General features: G+C 56.7%; 18 protein-coding genes. 7 read left to right on the top strand and 11 right to left on the bottom strand.

Going from position 1 to position 24,222, the window contains the following annotated elements; genetic code table 11:
- Window positions 1-292 precede the first annotated feature (292 nt).
- Entirely contained in the window at window positions 293-1,489 is a 1,197-nt protein-coding gene (locus tag CSQ95_RS22285) for a site-specific integrase (protein ID WP_099411115.1), read from the top strand.
- Between the two features lie 4 nt (window positions 1,490-1,493).
- On the opposite strand, the gene CSQ95_RS30355 is transcribed toward CSQ95_RS22285, so the two are convergent.
- The 9 genes from CSQ95_RS30355 to CSQ95_RS22240 form a co-directional block, all read right to left on the bottom strand.
- Window positions 1,494-1,895, bottom strand: coding sequence for an AlpA family transcriptional regulator (locus CSQ95_RS30355; RefSeq protein WP_257218156.1), 402 nt, complete (start codon window positions 1,893-1,895; stop codon window positions 1,494-1,496).
- Window positions 1,896-2,208: 313 nt separating this feature from the next.
- Complete coding sequence (locus CSQ95_RS22275) at window positions 2,209-5,043, bottom strand: TonB-dependent receptor (RefSeq protein WP_180279136.1); 2,835 nt, start codon at window positions 5,041-5,043, stop codon at window positions 2,209-2,211.
- A 115-nt stretch (window positions 5,044-5,158) separates the two neighbouring features.
- The gene (locus CSQ95_RS22270; RefSeq protein ID WP_099411159.1) at window positions 5,159-6,274 is read right to left on the bottom strand and encodes an ABC transporter ATP-binding protein; all 1,116 of its coding nucleotides are present in this window, start codon (window positions 6,272-6,274) and stop codon (window positions 5,159-5,161) included.
- A gap of 59 nt (window positions 6,275-6,333) precedes the next feature.
- The gene (locus CSQ95_RS22265) at window positions 6,334-8,727 is read right to left on the bottom strand and encodes a GH32 C-terminal domain-containing protein (RefSeq protein WP_099411113.1); all 2,394 of its coding nucleotides are present in this window, start codon (window positions 8,725-8,727) and stop codon (window positions 6,334-6,336) included.
- Window positions 8,728-8,790: 63 nt separating this feature from the next.
- Window positions 8,791-9,768, bottom strand: coding sequence for a family 43 glycosylhydrolase (locus tag CSQ95_RS22260; protein ID WP_099411112.1), 978 nt, complete (start codon window positions 9,766-9,768; stop codon window positions 8,791-8,793).
- 13 nt (window positions 9,769-9,781) lie between these two features.
- Window positions 9,782-10,666 carry a carbohydrate ABC transporter permease gene (locus CSQ95_RS22255; protein ID WP_218963637.1) on the bottom strand — a complete coding sequence of 295 codons (885 nt, stop codon included), beginning with the start codon at window positions 10,664-10,666 and terminating at the stop codon, window positions 9,782-9,784.
- Window positions 10,663-11,733: a carbohydrate ABC transporter permease gene (locus tag CSQ95_RS22250; RefSeq protein ID WP_099411111.1), complete on the bottom strand. Its 1,071-nt coding sequence runs from the start codon at window positions 11,731-11,733 to the stop codon at window positions 10,663-10,665. The genes CSQ95_RS22255 and CSQ95_RS22250 overlap by 4 nt, the downstream gene beginning before the upstream one ends.
- On the bottom strand, window positions 11,730-12,998 hold the full coding sequence (locus CSQ95_RS22245; RefSeq protein ID WP_218963636.1) for an extracellular solute-binding protein: 1,269 nt from the start codon (window positions 12,996-12,998) through the stop codon (window positions 11,730-11,732). Before CSQ95_RS22245 ends, CSQ95_RS22250 begins: the two co-directional genes overlap by 4 nt.
- Complete coding sequence (locus tag CSQ95_RS22240) at window positions 12,995-14,032, bottom strand: LacI family DNA-binding transcriptional regulator (RefSeq protein WP_099411110.1); 1,038 nt, start codon at window positions 14,030-14,032, stop codon at window positions 12,995-12,997. The genes CSQ95_RS22245 and CSQ95_RS22240 overlap by 4 nt, the downstream gene beginning before the upstream one ends.
- A 491-nt stretch (window positions 14,033-14,523) precedes the next feature.
- On the opposite strand from CSQ95_RS22240, the gene CSQ95_RS22235 reads away from it, so the two are divergent.
- The gene (locus tag CSQ95_RS22235; RefSeq protein WP_099411109.1) at window positions 14,524-16,197 is read left to right on the top strand and encodes a glycoside hydrolase family 32 protein; all 1,674 of its coding nucleotides are present in this window, start codon (window positions 14,524-14,526) and stop codon (window positions 16,195-16,197) included.
- Between the two features lie 931 nt (window positions 16,198-17,128).
- On the opposite strand, the gene CSQ95_RS22230 is transcribed toward CSQ95_RS22235, so the two are convergent.
- On the bottom strand, window positions 17,129-17,914 hold the full coding sequence (locus CSQ95_RS22230; RefSeq protein ID WP_143450049.1) for a DUF1845 domain-containing protein: 786 nt from the start codon (window positions 17,912-17,914) through the stop codon (window positions 17,129-17,131).
- Window positions 17,915-18,497: 583 nt separating this feature from the next.
- Here CSQ95_RS22230 and CSQ95_RS22225 point away from each other — a divergent pair.
- The 4 genes from CSQ95_RS22225 (at window position 18,498) to CSQ95_RS22210 (ending at window position 21,710) form a co-directional block, all read left to right on the top strand.
- Window positions 18,498-19,118 carry a hypothetical protein gene (locus CSQ95_RS22225; RefSeq protein ID WP_143450048.1) on the top strand — a complete coding sequence of 207 codons (621 nt, stop codon included), beginning with the start codon at window positions 18,498-18,500 and terminating at the stop codon, window positions 19,116-19,118.
- Complete coding sequence (locus tag CSQ95_RS22220; RefSeq protein ID WP_099411106.1) at window positions 19,111-19,464, top strand: hypothetical protein; 354 nt, start codon at window positions 19,111-19,113, stop codon at window positions 19,462-19,464. Before CSQ95_RS22225 ends, CSQ95_RS22220 begins: the two co-directional genes overlap by 8 nt.
- Window positions 19,461-20,483 carry a toprim domain-containing protein gene (locus CSQ95_RS22215; protein WP_099411105.1) on the top strand — a complete coding sequence of 341 codons (1,023 nt, stop codon included), beginning with the start codon at window positions 19,461-19,463 and terminating at the stop codon, window positions 20,481-20,483. Before CSQ95_RS22220 ends, CSQ95_RS22215 begins: the two co-directional genes overlap by 4 nt.
- A gap of 165 nt (window positions 20,484-20,648) precedes the next feature.
- Window positions 20,649-21,710 carry a DUF932 domain-containing protein gene (locus tag CSQ95_RS22210; RefSeq protein WP_099411156.1) on the top strand — a complete coding sequence of 354 codons (1,062 nt, stop codon included), beginning with the start codon at window positions 20,649-20,651 and terminating at the stop codon, window positions 21,708-21,710.
- 96 nt (window positions 21,711-21,806) lie between these two features.
- On the opposite strand, the gene CSQ95_RS22205 is transcribed toward CSQ95_RS22210, so the two are convergent.
- Entirely contained in the window at window positions 21,807-22,502 is a 696-nt protein-coding gene (locus CSQ95_RS22205; RefSeq protein ID WP_143450047.1) for a S24 family peptidase, read from the bottom strand.
- A 705-nt stretch (window positions 22,503-23,207) separates the two neighbouring features.
- On the opposite strand from CSQ95_RS22205, the gene CSQ95_RS22195 reads away from it, so the two are divergent.
- Window positions 23,208-23,789, top strand: a complete 582-nt coding sequence (locus CSQ95_RS22195) for a FlhC family transcriptional regulator (protein WP_099411102.1) — start codon at window positions 23,208-23,210, stop codon at window positions 23,787-23,789.
- Window positions 23,790-24,222 lie beyond the last annotated feature (433 nt).

Here is a 24,222-nt window from a genome sequence, read left to right as displayed (position 1 = left end):
CAGAGCCAAGCACGTTTTTTTGTGGGTATTTTTGCGGGTATCAAATATGCCGAAATGTGAATTTAACATTTGGTTCTTCTTGCTGTTTTGTCACGTGAGGGTATTTTTGCGGGTATTTTTTGTTTTAAGTGTTTGATTTTAAAGGAATTTTTTCATCTTTTTTACGCTCTTCATCGTGAGGGTATCAGCAGCCCGAGATGGGATAACGATTTCACTTTTTTCGCGCTAAGTGATTGATTGTTTGAAATGAATCGGCCGCCAGTACAGACTTGTGTAGGAGTGGGAGGTGACCATGTTGACCGATACGAAACTGAAAAACCTGAAACCTGCTACGAAAGCCTATAAGGTGCCGGATCGTGACGGTATGTATGCGACGGTCCTGCCCACTGGCACCATCTCGTTTCGCTATAACTACCGCGTCAATGGCCGCAGTGAAACCTTGGTGCTCGGACGGTACGGTGCTGGTGGCTTGAGCTTGCAGGAGGCAAGGGAGCGCCTGGAGCAAGCCAAGAAAGCGCAATCGGAAGGCAAGTCCCCGTCGCGCCTCAAAGCCAAATCGCGTACCCAACTGGCAGCGGGAGAACCATTCAGCGTCTGGGCCGAACGTTGGCTATTAAAATACAAAATGGCGGAGTCGACGCGGGATATGCGGCGCTCGGTGTACGAACGCGATCTGAAACGCTCCTTTGGCAGTCTCCTGCTGCATGAGATTACGCACAACGAGTTGCGTTCCGTATGCGACGCCATCCTCGCACGTGGCGCCCCCGCGACGGCCGTGCATGCGCGCGATATCGTGAAACTGGTCTTTAAGTACGCAGAACAAAGAGGGCAGAAGGTTGAAAATCCTGCGGATCTGGTTGCTCCCTCGTCCATTGCTGTATTTGAGCCGCGCGACCGCGCGTTGGGTGCCGAAGAGATCGCGCTGTTCTACGAACATATCGAATACGTGCAGTGCGCGCCGACCTTGCGCCTGGCTTGCAAATTACTGTTGCTCACGATGGTGCGCAAATCCGAACTGACGGACGCAACATGGAGTGAGGTGAACTTTACCGATGCTCTATGGACTATTCCGGCCAGGCGGATGAAGCGCCGCAACCCCCACAACGTCTATCTGTCACGTCAGACATTGGATATGTTCGTTGCGTTGCGTACCTGTGCTGGCACATCCCCTTATATTTTGCCATCGCGATATGACCCTGATGTGCCGATGAATGGTGCTTCGCTCAATCGCATCCTGGTGTCAGTCTGCGCCACGGCACGAGACTGTGGGAAACAACTGGCCGATTTTTCGCCGCACGATTTACGGCGAACAGCATCGACCCTGCTGCACGAAGCCGGCTACAACACCGATTGGATCGAAAAATGTCTCGCCCACGAGCAGAGGGGCGTGCGAGCCGTCTACAACAAGGCTGAATACGCGGTTCAGCGCCGGACCATGCTGCAGGAGTGGGCAGACATGATCGACGCCTGGACAAAGCGGAAAGACTAACAGGCTATTTAGACGGGCTGCGCGGTAGTGGCTGTGCCTGCGGTGCACCGGGCAGACGTGCGGCCGACTGCTGTTCGGCGATCCATGCGTCCACCTCGTTGAGGTCCCAGGCAACCAGGCGCGAGGTAATAGTAAAACGCCGGGGAAATTGCCCTCTTTTTTCAAGGTTCAGGATAGTGCGCTCGCATAGCGGCACTTTTTGCAAGAGCTGGCGGCGTTTAATGAGAACCCGGCCAGGTACTCTGAGTTCGCTCTCGGTCAAGACACGTGCTGCGCGAGGAGAGCGGCCGGCTTTCGGGCCAGACCGACGCTGGCGTTTGAGATTGCCGACAAATGCTCCCAGGCCAATGGCAGGGTGCATCAAGTTGCTAAACGGCGAATGGTTCGAAGGGGGCATATATTTCATGATGAGCTGTCTCCATGATCGATGACGGATGGCGGATCATCCTGCTCCATGGTGGCCGCGCTGATCGTGGGCATCAAGTTGAAAACCGGCATATTTTGGTGGTATTTCACGGCAATTGAGTGAAGGCGCAGCGGCCGGTGTCAGTGGCGTGTGTCGGATACGAACAGTACTCAGTCCTGGTGCATAAGTAATTCAGGATTGTCTGGTGCATTCATTGCTATTCGAGGGAGCTATTATTACCCTCCAAATAGGAAAAAGCCCGCTATAAGAGCGGGCTTGCGAACCTCTACCTGGATTGATTTGTTGAGGAGCCTTAGAACATATAAGACAGGCTGGCGCGGATCGTCCGGCCAAACAATGGTCTTGCCACGCCCCGGTTACGGCTGCCATCTGGCGAAAGCAAGTCGTTAAAGAGCGGATCGCCTTCCGTGAACGATAATTCGTTGGTCAGGTTGGCCACATGCAAATGCATGCTCAGACGCTCAGTGAACTGGTACTGCGCACCTGCATTAATGATATGGTAGGCTGGATACAAGGTGACATTGTTATCCGACGCTTCCGAGAAACGCGTTCCGTAATACTGGAATTGTCCATACAGGCTCAATGGAAGACCGGTGGCTGCTTTCAGATCGTATGACGGCATGAAATTGACCATTACTTTCGGGAGACGCCGCGGCCGGCGGCCATCTTCGCTGATCTGCAGATAATGGTAGCCTTCGATGACCCCTTGCGCATCCTTGTCCTCTTGCGTCATGGTATAGGTTGCACCAGTGACTTTCGGATTTTGCAGAACCACGTTTCCTTTCAACTCCAGGCCATCGATGGCAGACGGCCGCCATGTCAATTCCACTTCGGTGCCGACATTGCGCACGCCACGCTTGTACAGCTGTGCCACGTCGGGACAGGAATTGATTTGCGTCACGCCTCCCTGACTGGCGCATTGTGATGAAGCGATGTCCTTATAAATATTGACAGAGCTGCGTGGTGAAAAATTGTTGTAGAACACCGCCACCGAAGCACCGAAACCGCGCGTGAGATAGCGTAATCCCACTTCGTATTGGCGAATTTTTTCGACTGCGCTGACCTCGACGGGCTTGCCGTTGACAAGCGTGGCCGATGCGGTACTCAGGTCGTTCAAGTCCTGCAGGCTTGGTAGGCGGAATGAGTCAGATGCCAGGGCATACACGGCCAAAGGTTTGCTGAAACTATAGTTGCCACCGATGGACCAGCCGAAGCCATGATAGGTTTTCTTCAGCGTATGTGGATTGCCCGGGAGGCTGATTTCATTGTCGGCTGTCGTGTCCCCAGTCGAGCCTACGATGACACCGGAGGGCGTCAAGTCGGTGATCGCGTCACGGTCACGCCGTACCACGTCGGCTTTCAGGTTTTGCCAACGCACGCCGATATCCATTTTCAGTTTGCTGCCCATCGTTTCCCAGTGATCGAGCAGATAGGCGGCGTTACCGTCGCCCTGAATCTGGCTGACGAACCCGCCCCAGCCGGGCAGGATGGCGCCACCCTGGGTCAGGCTGGGGCCAACTTGATTGCCTTGTGCATCAACGGCGACCAAGTCTACCAGCCGCGATTGCGGCGCCACATCGCTAACGAGCAGGGCTTGCTGGAAATTCGGGGCATACTTATAGCGGCTCTTGTATACGCCGAAGGTCAGGTCGTGGGTACCCTTCAGTTCAAAGGTTTTCTGCGCTTTCAGGTCGAGAGAAGTACTCGATGCATCCACCTCGGCGATGAACGGAATCATGAAGTTCAGGTTTGCCGAGCCGGGCACCGCGCTGCCATCGTTCAGATAGCGGCCCTGCACGCCGCTGGCCTTGCCATACTTCTTGATGAAATCCTCACGGCTGATATTGTTGAACGCAGCACATGCGTTGTTGGCTGGAACGTTGAAGAAGCCGACCAGCTTCGCATTGCTCAGATTACAGTTCAACGCCGCGCCATGTGCGGGCGAAATGACATCGTTCTGGTAGCGGGCATTCAGAAAATTGGCCGACGATGCAGTGTCGTTGCCGGTAAACACGGCATTGAATCCATTCGTACCACTGGTATGACGCAGGCCCGAGGATACTTTCCAGCCGTTGTCCAGTTCCTGCGAGCCGCTCAAGGTCAGCATCTTGAAGTCCGGATGGATGCCGTCGGCCTGGTCGATGGTCCGGCTGCCATACTCGCCCAGCATGTTAAAGCGGCGGTTGTATGGGGATGCCGTGGTGCCGTGTGCGAAATCGATGCCCATCGGCTGAATCGAATCCTGGTTGATGCTGGTCGGATTGGCCGGCGTGCCAGACTTCTCGAAGCGCGGCACGGAGATGGGCAAGTTCTGGTAAAAGGCCGTACGGTCGTTGATCAGCAGTGCATCGACCCGTGCCGTCGTCTTGCGATCGTTGCTGGTGTAGACCAGGTTGCCGCGCACCTGTCCGCCGCGGTCTGCCGTGTAACCCGTATCACGCACGCCATCGCTGCGCCGATAGAAGCCGCCTACGGCAGCGCGCAGATTGGGCGTGAGCGGGCCGGACAAAAAGGCATCCTGGCGCAGGAAGCCGTAGTCTGCATATTCAACCTTATAGCCACCAGCCAGGCGGTCGCCACCCGTGCGCGTGATGTGGTTGACCGTGGCGCCCAGGCCGTTCGAATACAAGATGCCACCCGGACCGCCTTTGACCACCTCGACGCTTTCTGTCATGAGGTCGTCTCGGATGAATACGTCGTTGTTCATGAACGGCGCTTCCGGCTCTTCATAGGCAGGTAAACCGTCGATGAGCTGAGGGGCGAAGCGATAGCCGCCCGTCGCGGGCAAGCCACGTACGGTAATATTGTTGCTTGCTTCGCCTGCGCTACCGCCTTCCGAGTAAATGCCGGGGAAGTTGGCCAGCAAATCGGCGGTGCTCATGGGCGCCAGCCGCTGTATATCTTCCGCATTGAGCGTGTTGATCGAGAAGGTAGCGTTCTTCTTGGTGGTGGTTCGGGTTACCCCAGTCACGACGACCACGGCGTTGGGATCGACGGCCGCCGCTTCCTGCGTCGTCTGCAACGTCTCTGCCGGGCTGGCTTGCTGCTGCGCGAACACGAGCGCCGGTGCCAGGCAAATGGCCAGGGCCGCAGAACGGCAGATGTAACGAGTGATTGAATAAGTCATACCGCTATCTCCTTTTATGATTATCAGGCGTCTCTGAGGAGCCTGAGTAGTTTTTTGAATGTCTAACGTTGTCATTTTTATCTACAATCTGCATACCTTCCTTCCCGTGTCTGCGCTATGACACTTTTGCTACCACCTCCCCACTACTTGTTGCCTGCGCTGATGCGTCCATGCGCAGGCCATTGCGGTCAAATACATGCACCCTCCCAGCCACCGGAGCGACGCGCCAGCGCGCATCGACGGCAGGAGGCTCGTCTGACACCACGACCATCAATGACTTGTCCAGTCCCGGCACGGCCAGATGCACGTAAGACTCGGCACCCAGGCGCTCGACCAACAAGACGGTACCCTCGATCGCGCCTTGCGGGTCTGCCACCAAATGCTCCGGGCGAATGCCGACCGTCACCTCAGACCCGGCCTGAGGCTGGCGCGCATCAGCCCAGTCCAGGCGCACAGTGCCAATGTGCAACTGGCCGGCGGCGTCCAGGGTGGCAGGAAACAAATTCATCTTGGGACTGCCGATGAAGCCGGCGACGAAGACATTGGCAGGGCGGTCATACAGATGCATAGGGGCACCGATTTGCTGCACACCGTTTGGTCCCAGCACCACGATGCGGTCGGCCAGCGTCATCGCCTCGACCTGGTCGTGGGTGACGTACACCATGGTGGCGCCAAGCTGCTTGTGCAGACGAGCGATTTCCACGCGCATATCGGCGCGCAGTGCCGCATCGAGATTGGACAGCGGTTCGTCAAACAAAAAGGCACGTGGCTTGCGCACGATCGCGCGTCCGATGGCCACGCGCTGGCGCTGTCCGCCGGACAGTTGCGGCGGACGCCGTTGCAGCAGGTGCTCCATCTGCAGCATCTTGGCCACCGCATGCACTGCCACCTTGATTTCCGCCTTGGGTACGCGCGCCAAACGCAGGCCAAAGGCGATGTTTTCAAAAACGCTCATATGCGCATAGAGGGCATAGCTTTGAAACACCATGGACAGGCCGCGCTTGGCCGGTGGTGTGTCATTGACGCGTTCACCGTCAATGCGGATCTCGCCGGCGCTGATTTCTTCCAGGCCGGCGATCATGCGCAGCAAGGTCGACTTGCCGCAGCCGGAAGGCCCGACCAGCACGACGAACTCGCCGTCTTCGATCAGGAAGTCGATGCCGCGCAAAATATACTGCGCGTCCTTGCCTGGATAGGTCTTGGCGACTGCCTGTAATTCAATTGTTGCCATCTTGTATACTCCTTCGCGCATGCGCGTCATTCATCCAGCCTGACAGCCGTAGATGGGTGTTATCGGGATGACGGGGTGTGCGTTGCCGGCACGACTTGCTTGCCATTGGCGGCACCCATTTCCCATACTTTCAGCGAGACGACATGGTCGCCAGGCAGGGCCAGCAAGCCCAAGCCCTTGGCGTCCAGGCGAGTCGGATACACCCGGCTTGTCAGGCTTTTGCGTTCGTTCACATAGGCCTCCAGCATCGAGCGGTCCAGGAAGACACGCAGGCGCAGATTCTCGCCACCCAGCGCAAAATGGCCACCTTGCACGCCACGCGAGCGTGCATCGATATCGAGCGTGGCGTGACGCCGGTCGATCTCCAGGCGCTGCTGCGCCGTGTCGACATACAGGTCGGTATGCTCGATGCCATCAGGCGCGGCGCGCAAAGTCAGTCCGCGTTTGCCAGTCGCCGGCCCCGGCGCCACTTCCAGTTCGATCTCCAGCAGGTCGCCTTGAATGGCGGCAAGGGCCTGCGCCGCCTGTTCCACGCTGACGGTGTGCAGGTCGAGCAATTGCCGCTGACGCAAGCTGGACAGTTCTTCAATCGGGGCCAGGCGCAGATCGCCATCGGCGCCCAGCGACAGACTGACAGGCAGCCCGGCGTTATGCGCCCAGCCGCTATCATATTCATCGCGTAGCGAACGCTCTCCCTGGGCAATGGAAAAGACGATGCTGCGGCCCGTCTTCGGATCGACAAAACCGCTCGGTCCGGAAAAGTGGCCCTCGCCCAAATCAAAAGTGCGTGGTGCTGCGATATCTGGTGTGAAGCGGGCGCTGGCGGCATCGAACACGCCGGTCCAATAATAGGCCTGGCCGCGCACATCGATCAGGAAAACATGCCGTTCATGGTCATCGCTGCCGTTGCCGACCGGCAGCAGCACCGGCAATTCCCAAGTGGCTTCCATGCCGGGAAAGGCTGCTGCATCGATAGAAAATAGCGGCCCGCGCGCCGTCCAGTTGCGCAGATCCGTCGATTCGTAGACCAGCGCCGTGCCGCTGCCGCCGGGTAGTGCCGAACCGACCAGCTGGAACCAGCGCTGCCGTTCGCCATCGCGAAAAACGAACGGATCACGAAATTCACCGAAACGGCCCATGCCTGGTTGCTGCACGGTGACCGGGGTCGGATACTTGCTCCAGCGCACCAGATCCGGATCGCGCAAGTTTCCCGGCGTTGCCATCGCCGTACGTTGGTTTGGACGCGCCGAATCATTGCCAGCGGTAAAGAACAAGACCGGCGTGCCATCGGCAGCATAGGTTGCGCTGCCAGACCAGATCCCATCCGTGGCCAGCCCATCGTCTTCCGGTGCCAATGCGATCGGCAGTTCACGCCAGTGCACCATGTCGGCACTGACCCAATGGCCCCAGTGGATCTGGTGCCAAAACGGCCCGAACGGATTCTTCTGGAAGAACAGATGGTACTGCCCCTGGTAATAGAACGGTGCGTGCGGCTCGTTCATCCATCCCGCATCAGGCATCAGATGATATTGCGGCCGATAGCGGTCGCCGTCGAAAGTGGATGCAGCGATGTTCAAATCAACTGATGTCAGCTGCGGCACTGTGCCGGCATGAGGCGCCAGGTCGGCAGCCACCAGGCGCGCGAGTGCCATGGCATCGCTCGGTCCGGCATCAATACGCACTTCATCCATCAAGCCTAGAAAGGTATTGAGCTGAAAGACGCCACCGATTTGTTCCGGCTGCGAATGCTGTCCGATCGTCAAGGCGCGCTCCGGCATGCTAAAACGGCCATTGCCGGGAACGGTTGTCTGCGCGACGCGCTTGCCGTTCAGGAATAGCGCCACTTGCCGTTTGGCCGGATCATAGCTTGCCGCCACATGCGACCAGGTATCGCGCGGCAGTCTGTGTTCTTCGGCGCGCACGTCAATAATGGCATCGCCGAAGCCGAGCTGGATGCCGAAGGCGCCAAAACGGTAGACGCCGAAGGAAAAGCCTTGCTTTGCCTTGGCATCGAACTGGCTCAGGAAAGCAGAGTAGTGTCCGCCATCGCCAAACTCGAAGGCGTGCGGTGCCACCCAGGCGCTCAGCGTGAAGCCGCGCGCTAACTGGCTGTCATTTAAGACAGGAGCGCGCAAGACGGTCGAGTAGCCGTCAAAAAGCAGGCACCCTTGTTTGATACAACTGTTCGCGCCACGCCAAAGTGGCGCAGAGCGTGGTTTGAAGCGCGCCTGATTAAAGACATAGTCAATCTGGTCACGGCGTCCCGAACGCGCCTCCAGAGCCATACTCCCACCGTGTTCATCCAGCGCCCAGTAGCTCAGCAGCGTGGGGACGGGAGCAGCGCTCGCCGATGGGGAAGCGTAGGCGCTGGCCAGCCAGCCCGATAGTAGTAGCGCGGCGATGGTGCTACGGCGGCCATGCCGGCGCGTCGGCACGAGGTGCATTTTTTTCATGTTGTCTCCTCCAGCATTTTATTGTTTTGTCAGATGTACAGGGTCATGAAATGTCTATCGTTGTCATTTTTCCGCCAATAAGTGACCTAATTGATACAGTCCACCTTCCAGGCGCAGGGCAATCGGGTCGCCGATGCGGCCGACGAATTGGCCATCGGCACCGGTATCCTCAAACGCCATCAGGCAGTCGCCACCCGTTACGGGGTCATGCAGGATCTTTCCCGCATAGCGCCGGCATGGTTCGTCGCCGTCGAGAAAGCCTGGTGCCGGCTGCCATGGCCCCAGCGGATGGTCCGCTACTAAGTAGTGAGTGCCGGAAACCCCGCCGCCATGTTGCGTGCGCATGGCTTCCGACCAGTGGGCGCTGATATTGCAGAACACACAGTACCAGCGGCCGTCGCGTTCGAAGATCTGTGGCACTTCCAGTTGACCGTAGTGGCCGCCTGCATACACGGGCGCCGTCGCCTCCCAGTGGATCAGATCCGGCGAGACGGCGTGACCAATCACGCCACGTTCATACAACGGCCCGTCGTTGCGGCGTGCCGTGTAGAACATATGGTACATACCGTCCATTTTCTGCGGTAGCACCCACGGATCGCGCAGCGCGCGGTCATGCCAGCGACCTTCCTGATACTCTTCGTAATAACGTTCATCCAGGTCCAGTGCAAGGCCGCTGCCGACACGCGTCCACGGGCCGTTGATGCTGCTTGCCGTTGCATGGCCGATGCGTTGGCGCATCCCGTTCTCGGCGCGGCTGGTGCCGGTATAGAAAAGGTGATAGCTGCCCTCGGCCTGGATGATGGAGCCAGTCCAGGTGGTAAAGTCGTCCCAGGCCGGGTCAGCAGAGGGGCCAAATATGGTACCGAATGCTGTCCAGTTGCGCAGGTCGGTCGATACCGCATGTCCTATCGACACATTCCAGTGGCGCAGATCAGGGTTGCCGATAGCGCGGTCGGCCTGCAGGAAAAACAGGTGCTGCAGATCGTCTTGCGCGAAGTGCCAGAAGTCCCAGATGTATTTGTTGTTGATTTGTAATGTCATGATTAATCTCAGGTTAGCCCTTGATGCCGGTACCGGCGACCGAGGCGACAAATTGCCGCTGGAACGCCAGAAACACCGCGAGCACAGGTAAAGTAATTACCGATGCGTAGGCCATGATCTGGCCCCACGAATTGGTACGTCCGAAGAACTGCTGGATGCCCGGCTGGACCGGCCGGAATGCTTCGCCTTGCACCACCATGATCGGCCACAGATACTGATTCCAGGCCGAAATGAATAACACAATGGCGGCGGTGGCGATGACCGGTCCGCTGTTAGGCATGATGATGCGCGCGTACACCGTCCAGGGGCCGGCACCGTCCATCTTTGCCGCTTCATCCAGCTCAGGTGGAATGTCGCGAAAAAATTGATAGAACAGGAACACGCAGAAGGCGTTGGCGAGGAAGGGAATCACCTGCACGTGCAGACTGTTGAACCAGCCGGTGTGCAGTACGACCTGGCCATGCTCGAAGGCCGGCCATGGCAGACGCGCCACCAGTGACAATAGTGGAATGGCGATTACTTCGAATGGCACGACGACCATGGCTACTACCAGCGCCAGGACAACCTTGCGGCCACGCCAGCGCATGCGCGCTATCGCATAAGCGAGCATGCTGTTGACGAGAATTCCGCCGACCACGATCAAGGCGGCGATCAAGGTGGAATTGAGCAGGAAGCCTGGCAAGTCGCTTTTTTCAAACACGGCCTGGTAATTTTGCATCGACCAGTCTGCCGTAGGCACGTACGCCTTCCAGCTGGACAGGTTGGAGAATATCGCCGCATCGCTTTTGAACGAGGAGGCGAACATGAACAGGAGCGGGGTGGCAAAGATGATGCCGATCACGCTCATGCAAACGAACAGTGTAGTGGCGCCGAACGCCTTGCGCAGTGGGCGGTTCACTTCGATTCTCCTTTTGATACCAGTAGACGTTGCAGCAGCGACAGAGCCAGGACGATCAGGAAGAACACCAGCGTAATAGTCGATCCGTAACCCACATCCTGCTCCTTGAATCCGTTGCGCACAGCGTGATATACGACTGTCGAGGTGGAGTCGAGCGGTCCACCGGATGTCATCACGTCAACTTGCGTAAACAAGCCGAAGGCCAGTAATGTCGTCGAGACCAGCACGAAAATAATGGTATTGCGCAGCCCTGGCAGGGTCACGTGCACAAAGCGCTGCCAGGCGTTGGCACCCATCAGGGTAGCCGCTTCATATTGCTCGGCAGAGATCGATTGCAGTCCAGCCAGAAACACCAGCATCTGGAATCCTGCGCCTTGCCAGGCCGACATCAACGCGATGGCTGGCAAGGCATAGGCGCTATCACCCAGCCAATCGGGGCCGGCGTCGGGATCGTGCAGCAGTGTTCGCAATAGTTCGTTGAGCATGCCGCGGTCCGTATTGAGCATGAAAGCCCATACGATGGATGCCACTACCATGGAGGTCACGACGGGGGCAAAATACACGGTGCGAAAAAAGACTCTGCCGCGCACGCGCTGGTTGACGAGTATCGCCAAACCCAGTGCCACGCCGCATTGCAGGGGCAGTACCAGAGCGGCAAACAGGAATGTATTTATCAGCGAGCGGTAAAACAGGGGATCCGTGGCCGCCAGCACGATGCGCTGATTTCCCACTTCAATGCGGAACGCTTCGCGGTAGCCTTCGAGTTCCGGACGCGCCTTGCGTACCTGGCGCCAAGTGGGGAAGTGCACGCCGTCGGCATCGCTTACATGGTTGCCGTGCGCGTCTTGTATCGGATCGATGGCGGCAACCTTGAGTGACAACAGGCGCCTGTAATTATCAAAGCCGATATAGTTGGTCGCTTCGGGCGACATCAGGCGATGATTCGTCATGGTCGCTCCGGCAGCGAGCAGCATCGGCAGCACAACGAACAGCAGGAACAACAGTACTGCGGGCGAGACGAACAGCGCTGCCGCGAGCGGGCTGTCCTGGCCAAGTTTGGTTTTCATGGTGCGCTCCGAGGTTTGCCTGTGTCAAAGCCATAGCCATTGTTGCGGCTAATGTTGTGTTCTATTGCCTCGACCGCTTCGTCGAGCGCATCGGCGGCATCCTTGCCGCTACGAATGTCAGCCATGGCCTTTTCAAAAGCGGACGACATGGCCGGATAGCCGGGGGTGGCCGGCCGTGTTACCGCATAGCGCCGGGCGAATTCGAAATAGAGGCGCCAGTCACCGCCTGGACGATAATGCTCGGTCATAGCGGCACTCTCGACCGTTACTGGCACCAGTCCCGTGGCGCGCGACGCTTCGGCAATTTCGGGTGTCGAGATCAAGTGTGTCAGGAAGGCAGCCGCGCCATCACTTTGTCGACATGTGCGCGTGATACCCCACTGCCAGGTTCCAGCGCCTATTTTTGGACCATCGCCGAAATCGGGTGGTGGCATGACCAGCAGGTCAGCGCCGAATCGTTCGCTATACTCGCGCGCCTTCCAGGATCCCGTATAGTGAAAAAGTGTCCGTTCTTGCTCGAAGGCTCGGTCATCTGCGGGGTTGCGCTCGGCCAGCTTGTCCTTGAACAATCGACCATAGTAGCGGCCCACGCGAATGGCGGCGTCGCTGTTGAGCATGCCGTCCACGCGCAGGTAACTAGTGCGGTCTATCAGGTCCGTTCCGGCGCTTTGCAGCCATGGCGAGAAGGCGTAGCTGGACCATTCGCCCTTGAACCTGCCGTTCAAATCCAGCGGAAAACGATAGCGCCCGCTTTGCTTGGCCTTGAGCAAGATGGTGTGAAATTCGGCAGCCGTATAGGGATGCTCCAGTGTCGCAGCGCGCACGCCGAGTGCTTCGAGCTGACTGCGGCGGGAAAAGAGCGCCAGCGCGACGTCGAACTGTCCGACGCTATACAGTTTGCCTTTATACGAACCACGTCCACCTTCCAGCAGGCGCTTCACAGCATCGGTCGGCAGCAGTGTATCGAGAGGCTGAACATGTCCCGCCCAGGCAAAGTTGGGTACCGTCGGTTGATCCATTGCAATGATGCATGGCAGTTGACCGACCATTGAGGCGGCCGTAATTGATTCAGTGTAGGAGCCCTGGGGAATGGCTTCGATCACCACTTTCCAGCGTTGCTGCGAACGATTGAAACGCTCGACGGCAGCCCGGCCTGCTGCCATTTCGACATCACCCGTATCATGGCGCCACAACTTGATCTCTTGAGGTGCGGCCCATGCGGGCGCCGTTAACACCGCCAACATCACCGCCAACGCGGGCCTCACCGCTTATCCTTTGCCGTCGTGCGGGAAGGTGGAGTACTGACAGTACCGCGCATGACTGGCACGCACGGAACGTGGATCGTTGCGGCTTCCTGCGGCGGTTGCTCCAGCGCAAAGCGTCCCGACAACTCGCCAATTTCACGGTAGGGCAGGGCAACCGTCGTCAGGCCAGGATCGAGCGCCTCAGAAATCAGGCGGAAATCATCGAAGCCGACAATTGAGACATCGGCAGGCACACGCAAGCCACGCCGTTGCAATATAAAGATGACGCGCATGGCCATCTTGTCATTGCCGCACAATATGGCCGTGGGTCGGTTCGCTTTGGCAAACAGGCGGTCAACGGCATCGGAAAGGTGGGAGAATTCATTTGCATCGGCCTCGTCCGCACCATGGATCAGCCATTCCGCGTCGGGAGTGACACCATGCTCGCGCATGGCCCGGTGAAAGCCGCGTAAGCGCAATTGAGTCGCCACCATGCCCTGGATCAGCTGCAGAAAGGCGATTTTTCGGTGACCTGCTTGCAGGACGATCTGCGCAGCCGCATAGCCGCCTCCTTCATCGTCAGGAACAACCTGAGTGTAGCGTCCCGCCGCCTCAAAGCAGTTGGCCAGCACAGCGGGCGTGCCGCCCATCAGCGGTTCGAGCTCTACCTGCCGGTGAAACGGCGTGGCGTACAGGATGGCCTCTACACGGCGCTCACGCATATCGGCCACCAGCCTACTAGCGATGGCGGCGCTTCCTCCGGTCTCGCCAATCAGCATCACCTTGCCGAGCTGTTCGCAGACGAGTTGAATGCCTTTGATGATTTCCGACGAATCTGGAGTGGTCGTCAGCCGTTCGGCGATGACCGCTACCAAGCCGGTAGGTCGCCCACGCAGCATGCGCGCCGCGGCGGATGGTGTGAATTCCAGGCTACGCATCGCCAGTTCGATGCGTTCACGGGTTTTGTCGGATACTTCGGTAGCGCCATTGAGCACGCGCGAGACCGTCTTGATCGATACGCCTGCTTTCTCCGCCACATCGTGAATCGTTGCCACACTGTCTCCTTGGTGCTGTTTTTATGTGCTGACTGTCGTTGTCGCATCAAAAATGTCTAACGTTGTCATTTGTATTTTTATGGTAAGCATTTCTGCGTACGGCGTCAACTGAAATGCAAAGGAAATGTGTTCTGCGTTAGTTGTCTTTCAGCCCAAGGTTCTCTTTGGCGGCCCGATCCTGCTGGGTCGACATCGTCGGATTGCCCCGTCGTGTCGATGTTGGTGACGCCTCTCGTCAGGACATTCAACGCGCGCGATCGCCTGAAATGAAGTGGTTGGCGGTGCGGCGAGATGTACCTGCCGCGCAACATATCAGCGTGGCGATGCCAGGCCTTGTGGCAGATTTTTCTATTGACGGTATGTGGCCGACTACTTATCATTTAAAAAATGACAACGTTAGACATTTCTGATGACCTGAGTATGAACGGCCTCCGACTGCTCATGTTTTTAAAATAATAAATAGATAATGGAGACGTAGAGTGAACCGTACAATGATGACCCTTTTGACCTTTGGTGCCGCAGTATGCAGCGGTGGATGCGCCGTGCAACCGGATATGTCGGCAGCAAATTATCAGCAAGCGTTCCGTCCGCAGCTATCCTATTCTCCTGCGCGCAACTGGATGAATGATCCCAATGGCCTGGTCTACTACGAAGGCGAATATCATCTTTTTTATCAGTACAATCCGAACGGCAGTACTTGGGGCGATATGTCCTGGGGACACGCGGTCAGTCGAGACCTGATTCACTGGCAAGAACTGCCGCTGGCGCTGACGGTGGAGAAGGACGCGCAAGGATCGGTGACGCAAATGTTTTTTTCTGGAAGTGTCGTGGTTGATCAGGCAAATACCAGCGGCCTGGGGCAACCAGGCCGGCCAGCCATGATTGCACTCTACACCAGCGTATATCCGCAGACGCGGGAATTTGCCAATGGAAAATCCGTGCGCCTTGGTACGCAAGCGCAATCGCTGGCCTACAGCCTGGATCGTGGCCGCAGCTGGATGCAATACTCTGGCAATCCAGTGATCCCATTTCCACCGGCTCCTTATACCGACGAGTATCGAGACTTTCGCGATCCAAAGGTATTCTGGTACGCGCCCCAGAAAAAGTGGGTAATGGTGCTCGTTTTGCCGAACCAGCATAAGGCCTTGTTTTATACATCGCGTGATTTGTTGCATTGGGATTGGCTGAGCGAATTCGGTCCGGAGAATGCAGTAGGCGGCGCGTGGGAATGCCCTGATCTCATTGAGCTGCCAGTCGACGGCGATGTCTCTCGCCGTAAATGGGTGCTTGTGATCAGTCTGAATCCTGGTGGGCCGGCTGGCGGCTCCGGAACACAGTATTTCGTCGGGACGTTTGACGGCACGACCTTCGCTTCGGATCCTCAGTCGCAGCACGCCAGCAACAACATATCCCGTGAACCATCGGTCACGACGGCCCGGCCGAGCGACCAGGTCCAATGGCTCGACTATGGGGCCGATTACTATGCCGCAGTCAGCTGGAACGGGCTACCGGACAATCGAAGGATCATGATTGGATGGATGAATAATTGGCTATACGGGCAACAGGTGCCGACTGCGCCTTGGCGCAGCGCACAATCGGTGCCACGCGAAGTGTCATTGCGTACCGTGAACGGGCGGGTACGGCTTGTTCAGCAACCGATTGCCGAATTGCAGCGGTTGCGTACGGACTTGCTCTACGACGCAACGACGCTGAGCGTGCCAACAGATATGCAGTCCACGGAACCACTCATTAGCAAGGAAGGAGCACTGGAGCTGGAAATGCAATTGAAGCCTGGCAAGGCGCGCCTTGTCGGCGTGCGATTGCATAGTGGTGTTCAAGGCCAAAGAATTGACGTGGGATATGACCGCGAGCAAGGAGTGTTGTATCTGGACCGCAGCCACGCTGGCGATACTACATCGCTGACCGGATTTTCCACACGGCAGATTGCTCCGCTAGCGCTGCGCGACGGTCAACTACGCTTGCGCGTCCTATTCGATACCGCGTCGATAAGCGTGTTTGCAGGAGAGGGGGAGGCTGTGCTGACCAGCCAGATATTCCCTGATCCTGCCACACCAAGATTATCGCTATTTTCCGAGGGAGCTACAGCCGAGGTAAGGGATCTCAAACTGTGGGCATTGTCTTCGATTTGGGCCGTGCCTAAGTAGCTGCACTATGGAATGGGGGCGGATCCAGGGCTCTGTCGCATTGGCGAAGCGGCCGCAGCCACGGGTCACCAGCACCATCGAAACATTACGCCAGGCAGGACATCTGATGTATTTAAATGAGCTGTCTGCATGACCGATGACGGATGATCCATGAGCCATGATCCATGAGCCATGGTGGTTGTGCTGATCGCGGGCATCAAGTTGGAAACCGGCATATTTTGGTGGCATTTCACGGCAATTGAGTGATGGCGCAGCGGCCGGTGTCAGTGGCGTGTGGCCGACGAATTGTCATCCGCTGCAAAAGAGGTGGCATGGGAATGGCCTGTGAGACACTTCCTGCGCTCAGGACCCTGGCGAGGTGTCCATGTCCGCTGCGTTCCTGTTGTCTCTCTACTGCGATGGTGCTGGCATCGTAGCCCGGAGCAATAGAGATGAGAAGTGCGCTGGGCGGTTTTCAGCGTTGGTACGATCATCTCTTCGAATAGGTGGAGCGTGCCGGCGCAGGAAGTCCATTGAATACAGCGTGGTGCGTGGGGGACAATGATGTCCAATTCGATGCAATGGTTCAATCCGTAGGATTCCCGTTCGTCCTCCGTTAACACTCCGCATGCCAACACCACCTTGTCGTGGACATGGCACCATTCGATCAGGCGCCGGACATCATGCGGGTCGAACCTGGTTGCCTGCTCAATTACCATGATTGCTATGCCGCTGTGTCGTTGCGGCGTCTCCAGAGGCAACATGCTGTCGCCTCTTGGCTCCACCCGATAGGACGGACCAAATGCGACTTCCATCGCTGCTAAGCACCATGCCGGTGCCGCAGGCGCTTCACTGCAGAGTAACATCTTAAGGCACATGGCTTCCTCCGTGCCGGTTGGTTGGGGGATAGACTTCCTATCCGGGATGCGGGTAGGAAGGCTTGTAAGGCTCGTCAGGGACTTGCCGGAACCTCTTCGCTGAATGGGGCGACTGGAGTGCTTAAAACCTGCTCAGGGGCCGGATTTGGTGCCGGATGGTCTGCTCGTTGCGTCACTCCGGTGAACGCTGGAGAGGTGCTTGAATCATCGCCCTGGGAGGGGAGGGTGCTCGGTGCGGTGGGCTTGCGCTCGGATGCTGGCAGTGCATTGATGCGTTTGAGCAAGCCGAGGGATAGCGCGCGCGTGGTAGCGGTGACCGCCCGTACGGTTTTCTTGATAGTTGATTTTTCGGTAATGAGCTGGCTTGTCGAGAGCACCTCGTCAATGCACAAGGTTTCGAGCATGGGCATGAGCTGGTCGACTTTGCTGATCAATTCCAGTAAACGCCGGCCGAACATGGAAAAGACTTTTGCTTCGAGGGCGAGAGGTTCGATGTCGTAGCTGGCCAGTTCGTGGATGCCATGTTGATGGCATAGTTTCTCGAAGGCGACGATCCGCTGGTTGGCAAGGGCAATGCGCGCGTCAAGCATGGTGCGCAATTCCTGCTCCACTTGATCGACATCCTCGGCTGGTAATTTCATCCTGGCAAAGACGGAAATAAAATGGAAATTCGCTTGTGATACGTAGAAGCAGCGCAAGTACAAACGCTTGCCTTCCGGACTGGCGAGCGAGATATTGACCTTGCGGCTCGCTGATTCGACGCGTGTCAGATCGGCGGCGGCCTCCTTGGCCAGCAACTTCCTGTTGGTTTCGCCATAATCACGCGTGACGATCAAATGGGTGGGAGCTGGGTAGTTCATGGTGATGTCCTCGAAAATGCCCACTGGGCTACATAACATGGTGTACTCACCATCCTGTTGATTCAAGAGGAATGCGCGGAGCTTTGGAAGCGTATTTGCGGGTACTGTGTTTGCCACTCGGGCACGTCGATACCCGTATGGATGCGTACGCAACTGCGTGATCCCGGTGCCGGTGGATTTGCCGGAAGCATTTTTCGTCGAACCTGTGTTGACAGGCCGGGGAGGGCGACCTACAGTATTATCGCAGCAGCTAGCCCTGCATCGTCTGGCAAGCCTGATCAATTGCGCCCAGCGCACCGCAGCACCGATTGGACCGTCTCCTGTTTCCAGGCGTGACGTCCGTGTTCCTGAATAACGAGAGTGTTTTGACGCGCCACGCGCACCGCGCCGTTACGTCAAAGCACTTTGCATGCGTTTTCAGGACGGTAGCTGGCATCCCCGCCGAAACGGCATCAGCCGACAGTATCAAGCCAGTCAATTGAAGTTCCGGTGCGTCGCAGCAACCGGATGATTTATTTCCCCCTTTGGGACGATGCATCCCGGGAGGGACTTGCCTCGTCTCTTTTTCTTGTGCGAGGCAATCATGAGCAGATCTCACATCAACTATTGTCGCGTCCCCCAGGATAGGGACACTTCCTTCCATCGAGCCGCGCCGCGTGCACCGGCAAGCAAGGTATCCGCGCGCGAAACGAATGATGACGCGATTGAATTTTCCGAAGAGGAGCTGGTGGCATTGCACTGGTGGCTATTGCGCAAAGTAAGTTTGCTCAGCGACCCGCGCACGCCACTGGACGAGAAATTTGAATTGGTCCGTTGGGTATTTACGGATCCAGTTCGTGATACGCAGCCGTTTTCCTTCGTCAATTGCATGAAGGTGGTGAGCGGTAGTCCGTTGTCGCAGTTGCCATTCATCGGCGCCATCGATGCGCAGGAGGTGCGCGACTGGATTGCTTCCCAGTTGTGCCGCTGGTTTATGACTGCGCTGCAGGACTACCCTGCGTGGGTTCGCCAGGCGGTACTGGCAAAGCCAGACTGGATTTCCGACAATTTGTTCAAGAATCCGCAGTGGATGAATGAGCAGGTCAAGCTCCATGAAGCCGATCTTTTTACATCGTTGAATGCAGAGAATGGTGAGTCTCATTTAAATGGCCATGGTGGCAGGGGCGCGCGCCAGACTGGCAGGAAGGGAGGTTGCCATGCGTGACGCCACCATTGCCGCTGCATTTCCTTCCGTTCGCTTTTGTCAGGTGCAAGATGTCGACGAGCTGACCTTCAGAATCAAGGAAAGCGAGATCGTTGTGGGGCAGCCAGGTCGTGTTTTCTATCTCGGGCAGGAACTGCGGTCGATACGCTTGTCCCTGGTGCCAGGCGGTTTTCAGGTCGATCCACAGCGAGGCCGGCCGGAGAGACGAACGAGATTTCTCACGTTAGACGAACTGCTGTCGGGGCGAGTTGGCTTTGCCATCGAGCACGGGGGGCTGTTCACGCGCCGCGTGGCGTGCCCGAACCGAGGCAGTTCTCTTGCGCCTGATAGGGGGAGGTCAACATGAGCAGAAATAAGGAAGAATTCAACGCGCATTTTCAGCAAGTCAAGCAGCGCGCGTTTGGACGATGGACGGAAATTTTGCTGGCGCTGGGTGTGGATGCCAAAGTGCTCAATCAACGCAATCAGCCGTGCCCATTGGGTGATTGCGGCGGCACAGACCGGTTTCAATACACGGATAAGTTTGGCCACGGCAATTATATTTGCCGTGGCTGCGGCGCCGGTGGCGGATTTAAATTGCTAATGGGCTGCTTGGGGCTCAGTGCTGTAGACGCGCTGAGCAGGGTTGAAGGCTATCTTGGCGTGACCGCGCCGAGGGCGTCGATCTCGCTCCCACAGGATTCTCATACAGAGCGCGATGGCCTGATTCGGAGGATTCTGGCCGAGACAGTGCCAGTGACACCGGGAGATGAGGTGGACAGGTATCTGCGAAACCGTGGCATCAACCTGGAGCGGTACCCATCGACGCTGCGCATGCATCCTGCGTTGGGTTACTACGAGCGCAATGTGCTCACTGGTCAAGCCGTTGTGGTGCGACGCTACCCTGCCATGGTGGCCTGCGTACAGGACAAGAGCGGGCGCACGGTGTCGTTGCATCGGACGTATTTGAGCAATGGCGAAAAGGCCCGCGAATGCGCGGTCAAGAAACTGCTGTGTGCTGGCATAGGTGGCGCTGCCATTCGTCTGGCGCCATCCTCAGACGAATTGGCTGTGTGTGAAGGCATCGAGACCGCGCTGGCGGTCATGAAACGTTCGCATCAGCCAGTGTGGGCGGGGATAAGTGCCGGGAACCTGGAAAAGCTGTGGATACCGGAAACAGTCAAACGCCTGCGCATTTATGCTGACAACGATACGCATGCATTTTTTGATGGGCAGGCTGCGGCGTATAGCCTTGCGCGTCGCTTCCTGAAATCTCATGCAGGAAGGACAGGGAGATCGGCCGAGGTGTTTGTGCCGAAGTCGGCGGGCGCCGATTGGGCCGAGGTGTTACTGAAGATTTCACACCGCGCGCGTCATGCGGCGTGAAGTCCCGAGAGCAAAACAGTAGATGTGGCGCGGTGGCCGTTTGGGCGCCGCATGTTGGCGCAATCGTGCGCCCACGTGGAACTCAGTGAATTCTGCGTGCTTGACCCTGCGGGGATGCACTCCCGCCAGGGAGCTGCATCGCCCGCTTTTTTCATGGAGGTTGTGATGAAAACAGGACGTCCTTTGGAGCAACTCGTCATCGAACTTGAGCGGCAGGCGGCACTCAAGAAGGACATGATCGTGCCGGCGACGAAGCTGGTAAGCGAGACGACGGCGGCAGGGCAGTGCAATCTCGTCATTGATGAGCCCTATGGCAAGAAGCGATACTTGATGAACGATTTTGTCTGCGCGCAGTTGGCAAGGAAACTGGATATACCATTGCTGTACTTTAAGCGTATGCGTTCGTTTGATACCGAACTGCTCGATGACAACATCAATGCGTGGCTCAGAATCAATGCCACAGACAGCTATATGGTGCGAACCATGGCGGGTCGGGCCAGGGCATTCTTGTCGTCGCGCTTCCGTCGGCTCGACAACATCGATTTGGCCCACAGCATTTTACCGATCTTGCTTAAACTTCCCGGTGCCCGTTTTGAGTCGGTGGAGCTGACCGAAACCAAGATGTATTTGAAGGTCGTGAGTGCCGAGGTGACGCATGAGGTCGTGCCAGGAGACGTATTGCAGGCCGGTGTCGTGGTCAGTAATTCGGAGATCGGGGTGGGGCGGTTGCGCGTGGACCCGTTGATTTATCGGCTGAAATGCAGCAATGGGCTCATCGCTTGTGAGCGCTCGATGCGCAAAAACCATGCTGGGCGTTTACTCGAATGTGGTAATGACGTCGTGCTGCAAGATGACACAGTCGAGGCCGAAGATCGCGCGATCTTTCTGAAAGCGCGGGACATGGTGCAGACCGCGGTGTCGGAGGCGACCTTTCAACTGATATCGGAAAAGATGCGCAAGACGATGGGTATTGCATTGACGGGAGACCCCGTGAGGGCAGTGGAAGTGTTGGCGAATCGCTTTGTATTGAACGAGGCGGAGCGTGCCGGCGTGTTACGCCATCTGATTGCCGAACAGCAGCTCAATGGTTACGGCTTGCTCAATGCAGTGACCGGTTACTCGCAGGAAGTGGAGGATTATGATCGCGCCACCGAATTTGAGGAGCTTGGTGGAAAAATGCTCGAATTTTCGCTGAAGGAGTGGCGTGAGGTCGCTGAAGCAAAGTAGCGTGGCATGAAATCTAACACCACGACGGTTGGGTTCCCCGGTAGCTTGGCTGCCGGGGAATGCCGCTCGATGAAGCGTGATGCGGGTCTTGATACGTCAGAATCGGTTGATGTTAATGGCTGCTTTAACACGTCCTAAAATTGTCAGGGTAAGCATTGCTTTTGATATTTTCACAAGAGTTGAGTTGTAGCGTTGGTTTTCGCAACGAAGTAATAGGCCTTCTCCCACGATGATTTCAATGTGTCGCACAAGGCGCCTTCCTTGGTAATCCAATAGATAGATTCCGTTGACCTCCACCTCATTGACCGTCGCATCAAAAAAAAATGGTGCGCCATCATGGATGAGTGGAGCCATGTCATCTCCGTTCATCACTCCTACTTGATTGGGGCCGGTGAACGATGCGGTGTGCCCGAGCATGTGACCGATCCAGTCAAAGGTGGGCTCTTCATGACGGTAGACCTGTTCCTGAACCTGTGGAGATAGTTGTTGCTTGGGGAACGGGAGACGATTCGATGTCAATCCCAGGATCCAGTTCGCATCCATGTCGAACTGAAGGCAGACAATGGCGAGGGATTTCAGATCGGGCAGACCTGGTTTTTCTTCATCGATCCAGCGCGCCACTGTTTGCAGCGCTCGCCCGGTAATGTCACTCAGGAAGTGCTCGCGCTGGTTCGGAAGTACTTCCCGTCTGTCGAGTTCTGCAATGAGTCGTTGCCGAACACCAGGCACGATATCAATGTCCAGTTCGCGGACGGCATCTTTAGTAAGCGGAATGTTATTGCTTATTGTCACGATTTTTGTCTCCATGCAGGGGTAAAGTGAGAGACTTTGATTTGTTTGTAGATTATTTGTAGCAGTTGTTACGGGCAGATTTTTATGGGGTAGAGTTCGATTTTAGGGCGAGAACTGCATTTCCTCTAGTAAAATTTTGCTAAAGTGCACATAAATATTTTGATTCGATTAGCAGTTGCTATTGACCTTTGAAATTTTGCGGAGTAGTCTTTTTTTAATGTGCTAATGCCGTCGCGCGCAGTCCTCTTACCCATGACTTCGCCCATTCGTTGACCGACGTGGCAGATGTGCACAGCGGAAACCGGATGAATGACCACGCCCCGCCGCAGCGGGGCAAAGCGGGGTGGACCATGGAAGACGCGATTCGATACACGGACGTGCAGTACCTCAACTTGAATTACTTACTCACTATCCAGGTGGGTCTGAAGCAAGACCCCCTTGCCACTTGCTGTACCTTTCACCTCGACACAGCCTCAGCCGAGACACTGGCTGCAATGAGCGTGGACTCATTGCAGCAGCTTGCCGCTAGCATGTCGCATGAAAGCTTGTTTAAGCCGATAGGCAATTTTAAAACTCTCCTCGAAACACCGCCCGTTTTGGCCATGACCTTGTGCCGGGTCGGCGCTGTGGATCAGGATGCAGCACGCGGACCATCGCGTGCCGGCCAGGCCACTGCGGCCCGTGCGCGCTTGGCGTAGGTGACGTATGGCGTACGAACATGCAGAGCGGCACATCCAGGCCCTGCAGCTTGCCAAATCCTGCGTCGAACAGGGCGCGCGGATGAAAACCGTCGCCTATTTGACCGGATTGAGTGCATCACTGCTGCGGGAATATTTCTACAATGACCGCGCGGCCACCGGCGGTCGATGGCCTAGCTCGCAGGATTGGTACCACATGGCGACCCTGGTGCAACGTGCGGAGGCGTCACTGATTGCTACTATTTTTCATTTCCTGCGTACGCAACATGCATGCTCGGCACGCAAGGCCATGGTGTGCGCCTATAAAATGTATCGAGAGCGATGGACTGGCCGGTCCAGCATTTCGTTTGACCGAGCTTTCGAGCTGATCGCTAGCGTAGAGGGCATTTGGACCCACCATTCATCGCAGTTGGCGCTGCATACCTGCCCGCGTTGCCGCTGCCGCTATCTGATCGCACTCGGGGATACGTCGGCGGATCACTCCGGATGTGTGTTTTGCAAGCTCGTTAAACGGTATGCCACCGATTCCCGTATTCAATCGAGCTTTGCTTGCAAACCTGACCTGCGCCTGGCCGTAAAGCAAAATTAGTCATTTAATGGATTGTTCAGAGTTTTCTTGTAGTTCTGTAATAATGGTTATGCATTGCTATCTACTATTAGGTTTGATGCCCATCGTAATCCCATGTACTGGTCATTAATGCAATAATCTCGTACACTGCGCCATTCGGCCCGTCCGCTATCGGCCTATTGTGTTGAAAATGTTGAGCGGCAACCATTTCGGAATGTCTCAAATCTCCAAGCAGTCGGTGATCGTTCAATTGCGACGCTTCTGGCCAGTCCAGGCTGGCAGGAATTCTATCCACAGGTCAACGTACCCGCGTTTTTCAACACAATAGGCCAGAAGCAATGGGATGGACTCCTCCTCACCTGTTGGCGTCTAGGCGCCTAAACTGGGAGTTACCACACAACCAGTTAAGAGAAGGAGTCCACGATGAAGATTATCCGCGTCGGCGTCGATCTGG

The sequence above is a fragment of the Janthinobacterium sp. BJB304 genome (assembly GCF_002735765.1).
GTDB lineage: Bacteria > Pseudomonadota > Gammaproteobacteria > Burkholderiales > Burkholderiaceae_D > Janthinobacterium.
The sequence above is the reverse complement of the archived record's forward strand: the minus strand, read 5'-3'. Positions and strand labels throughout refer to the sequence as shown.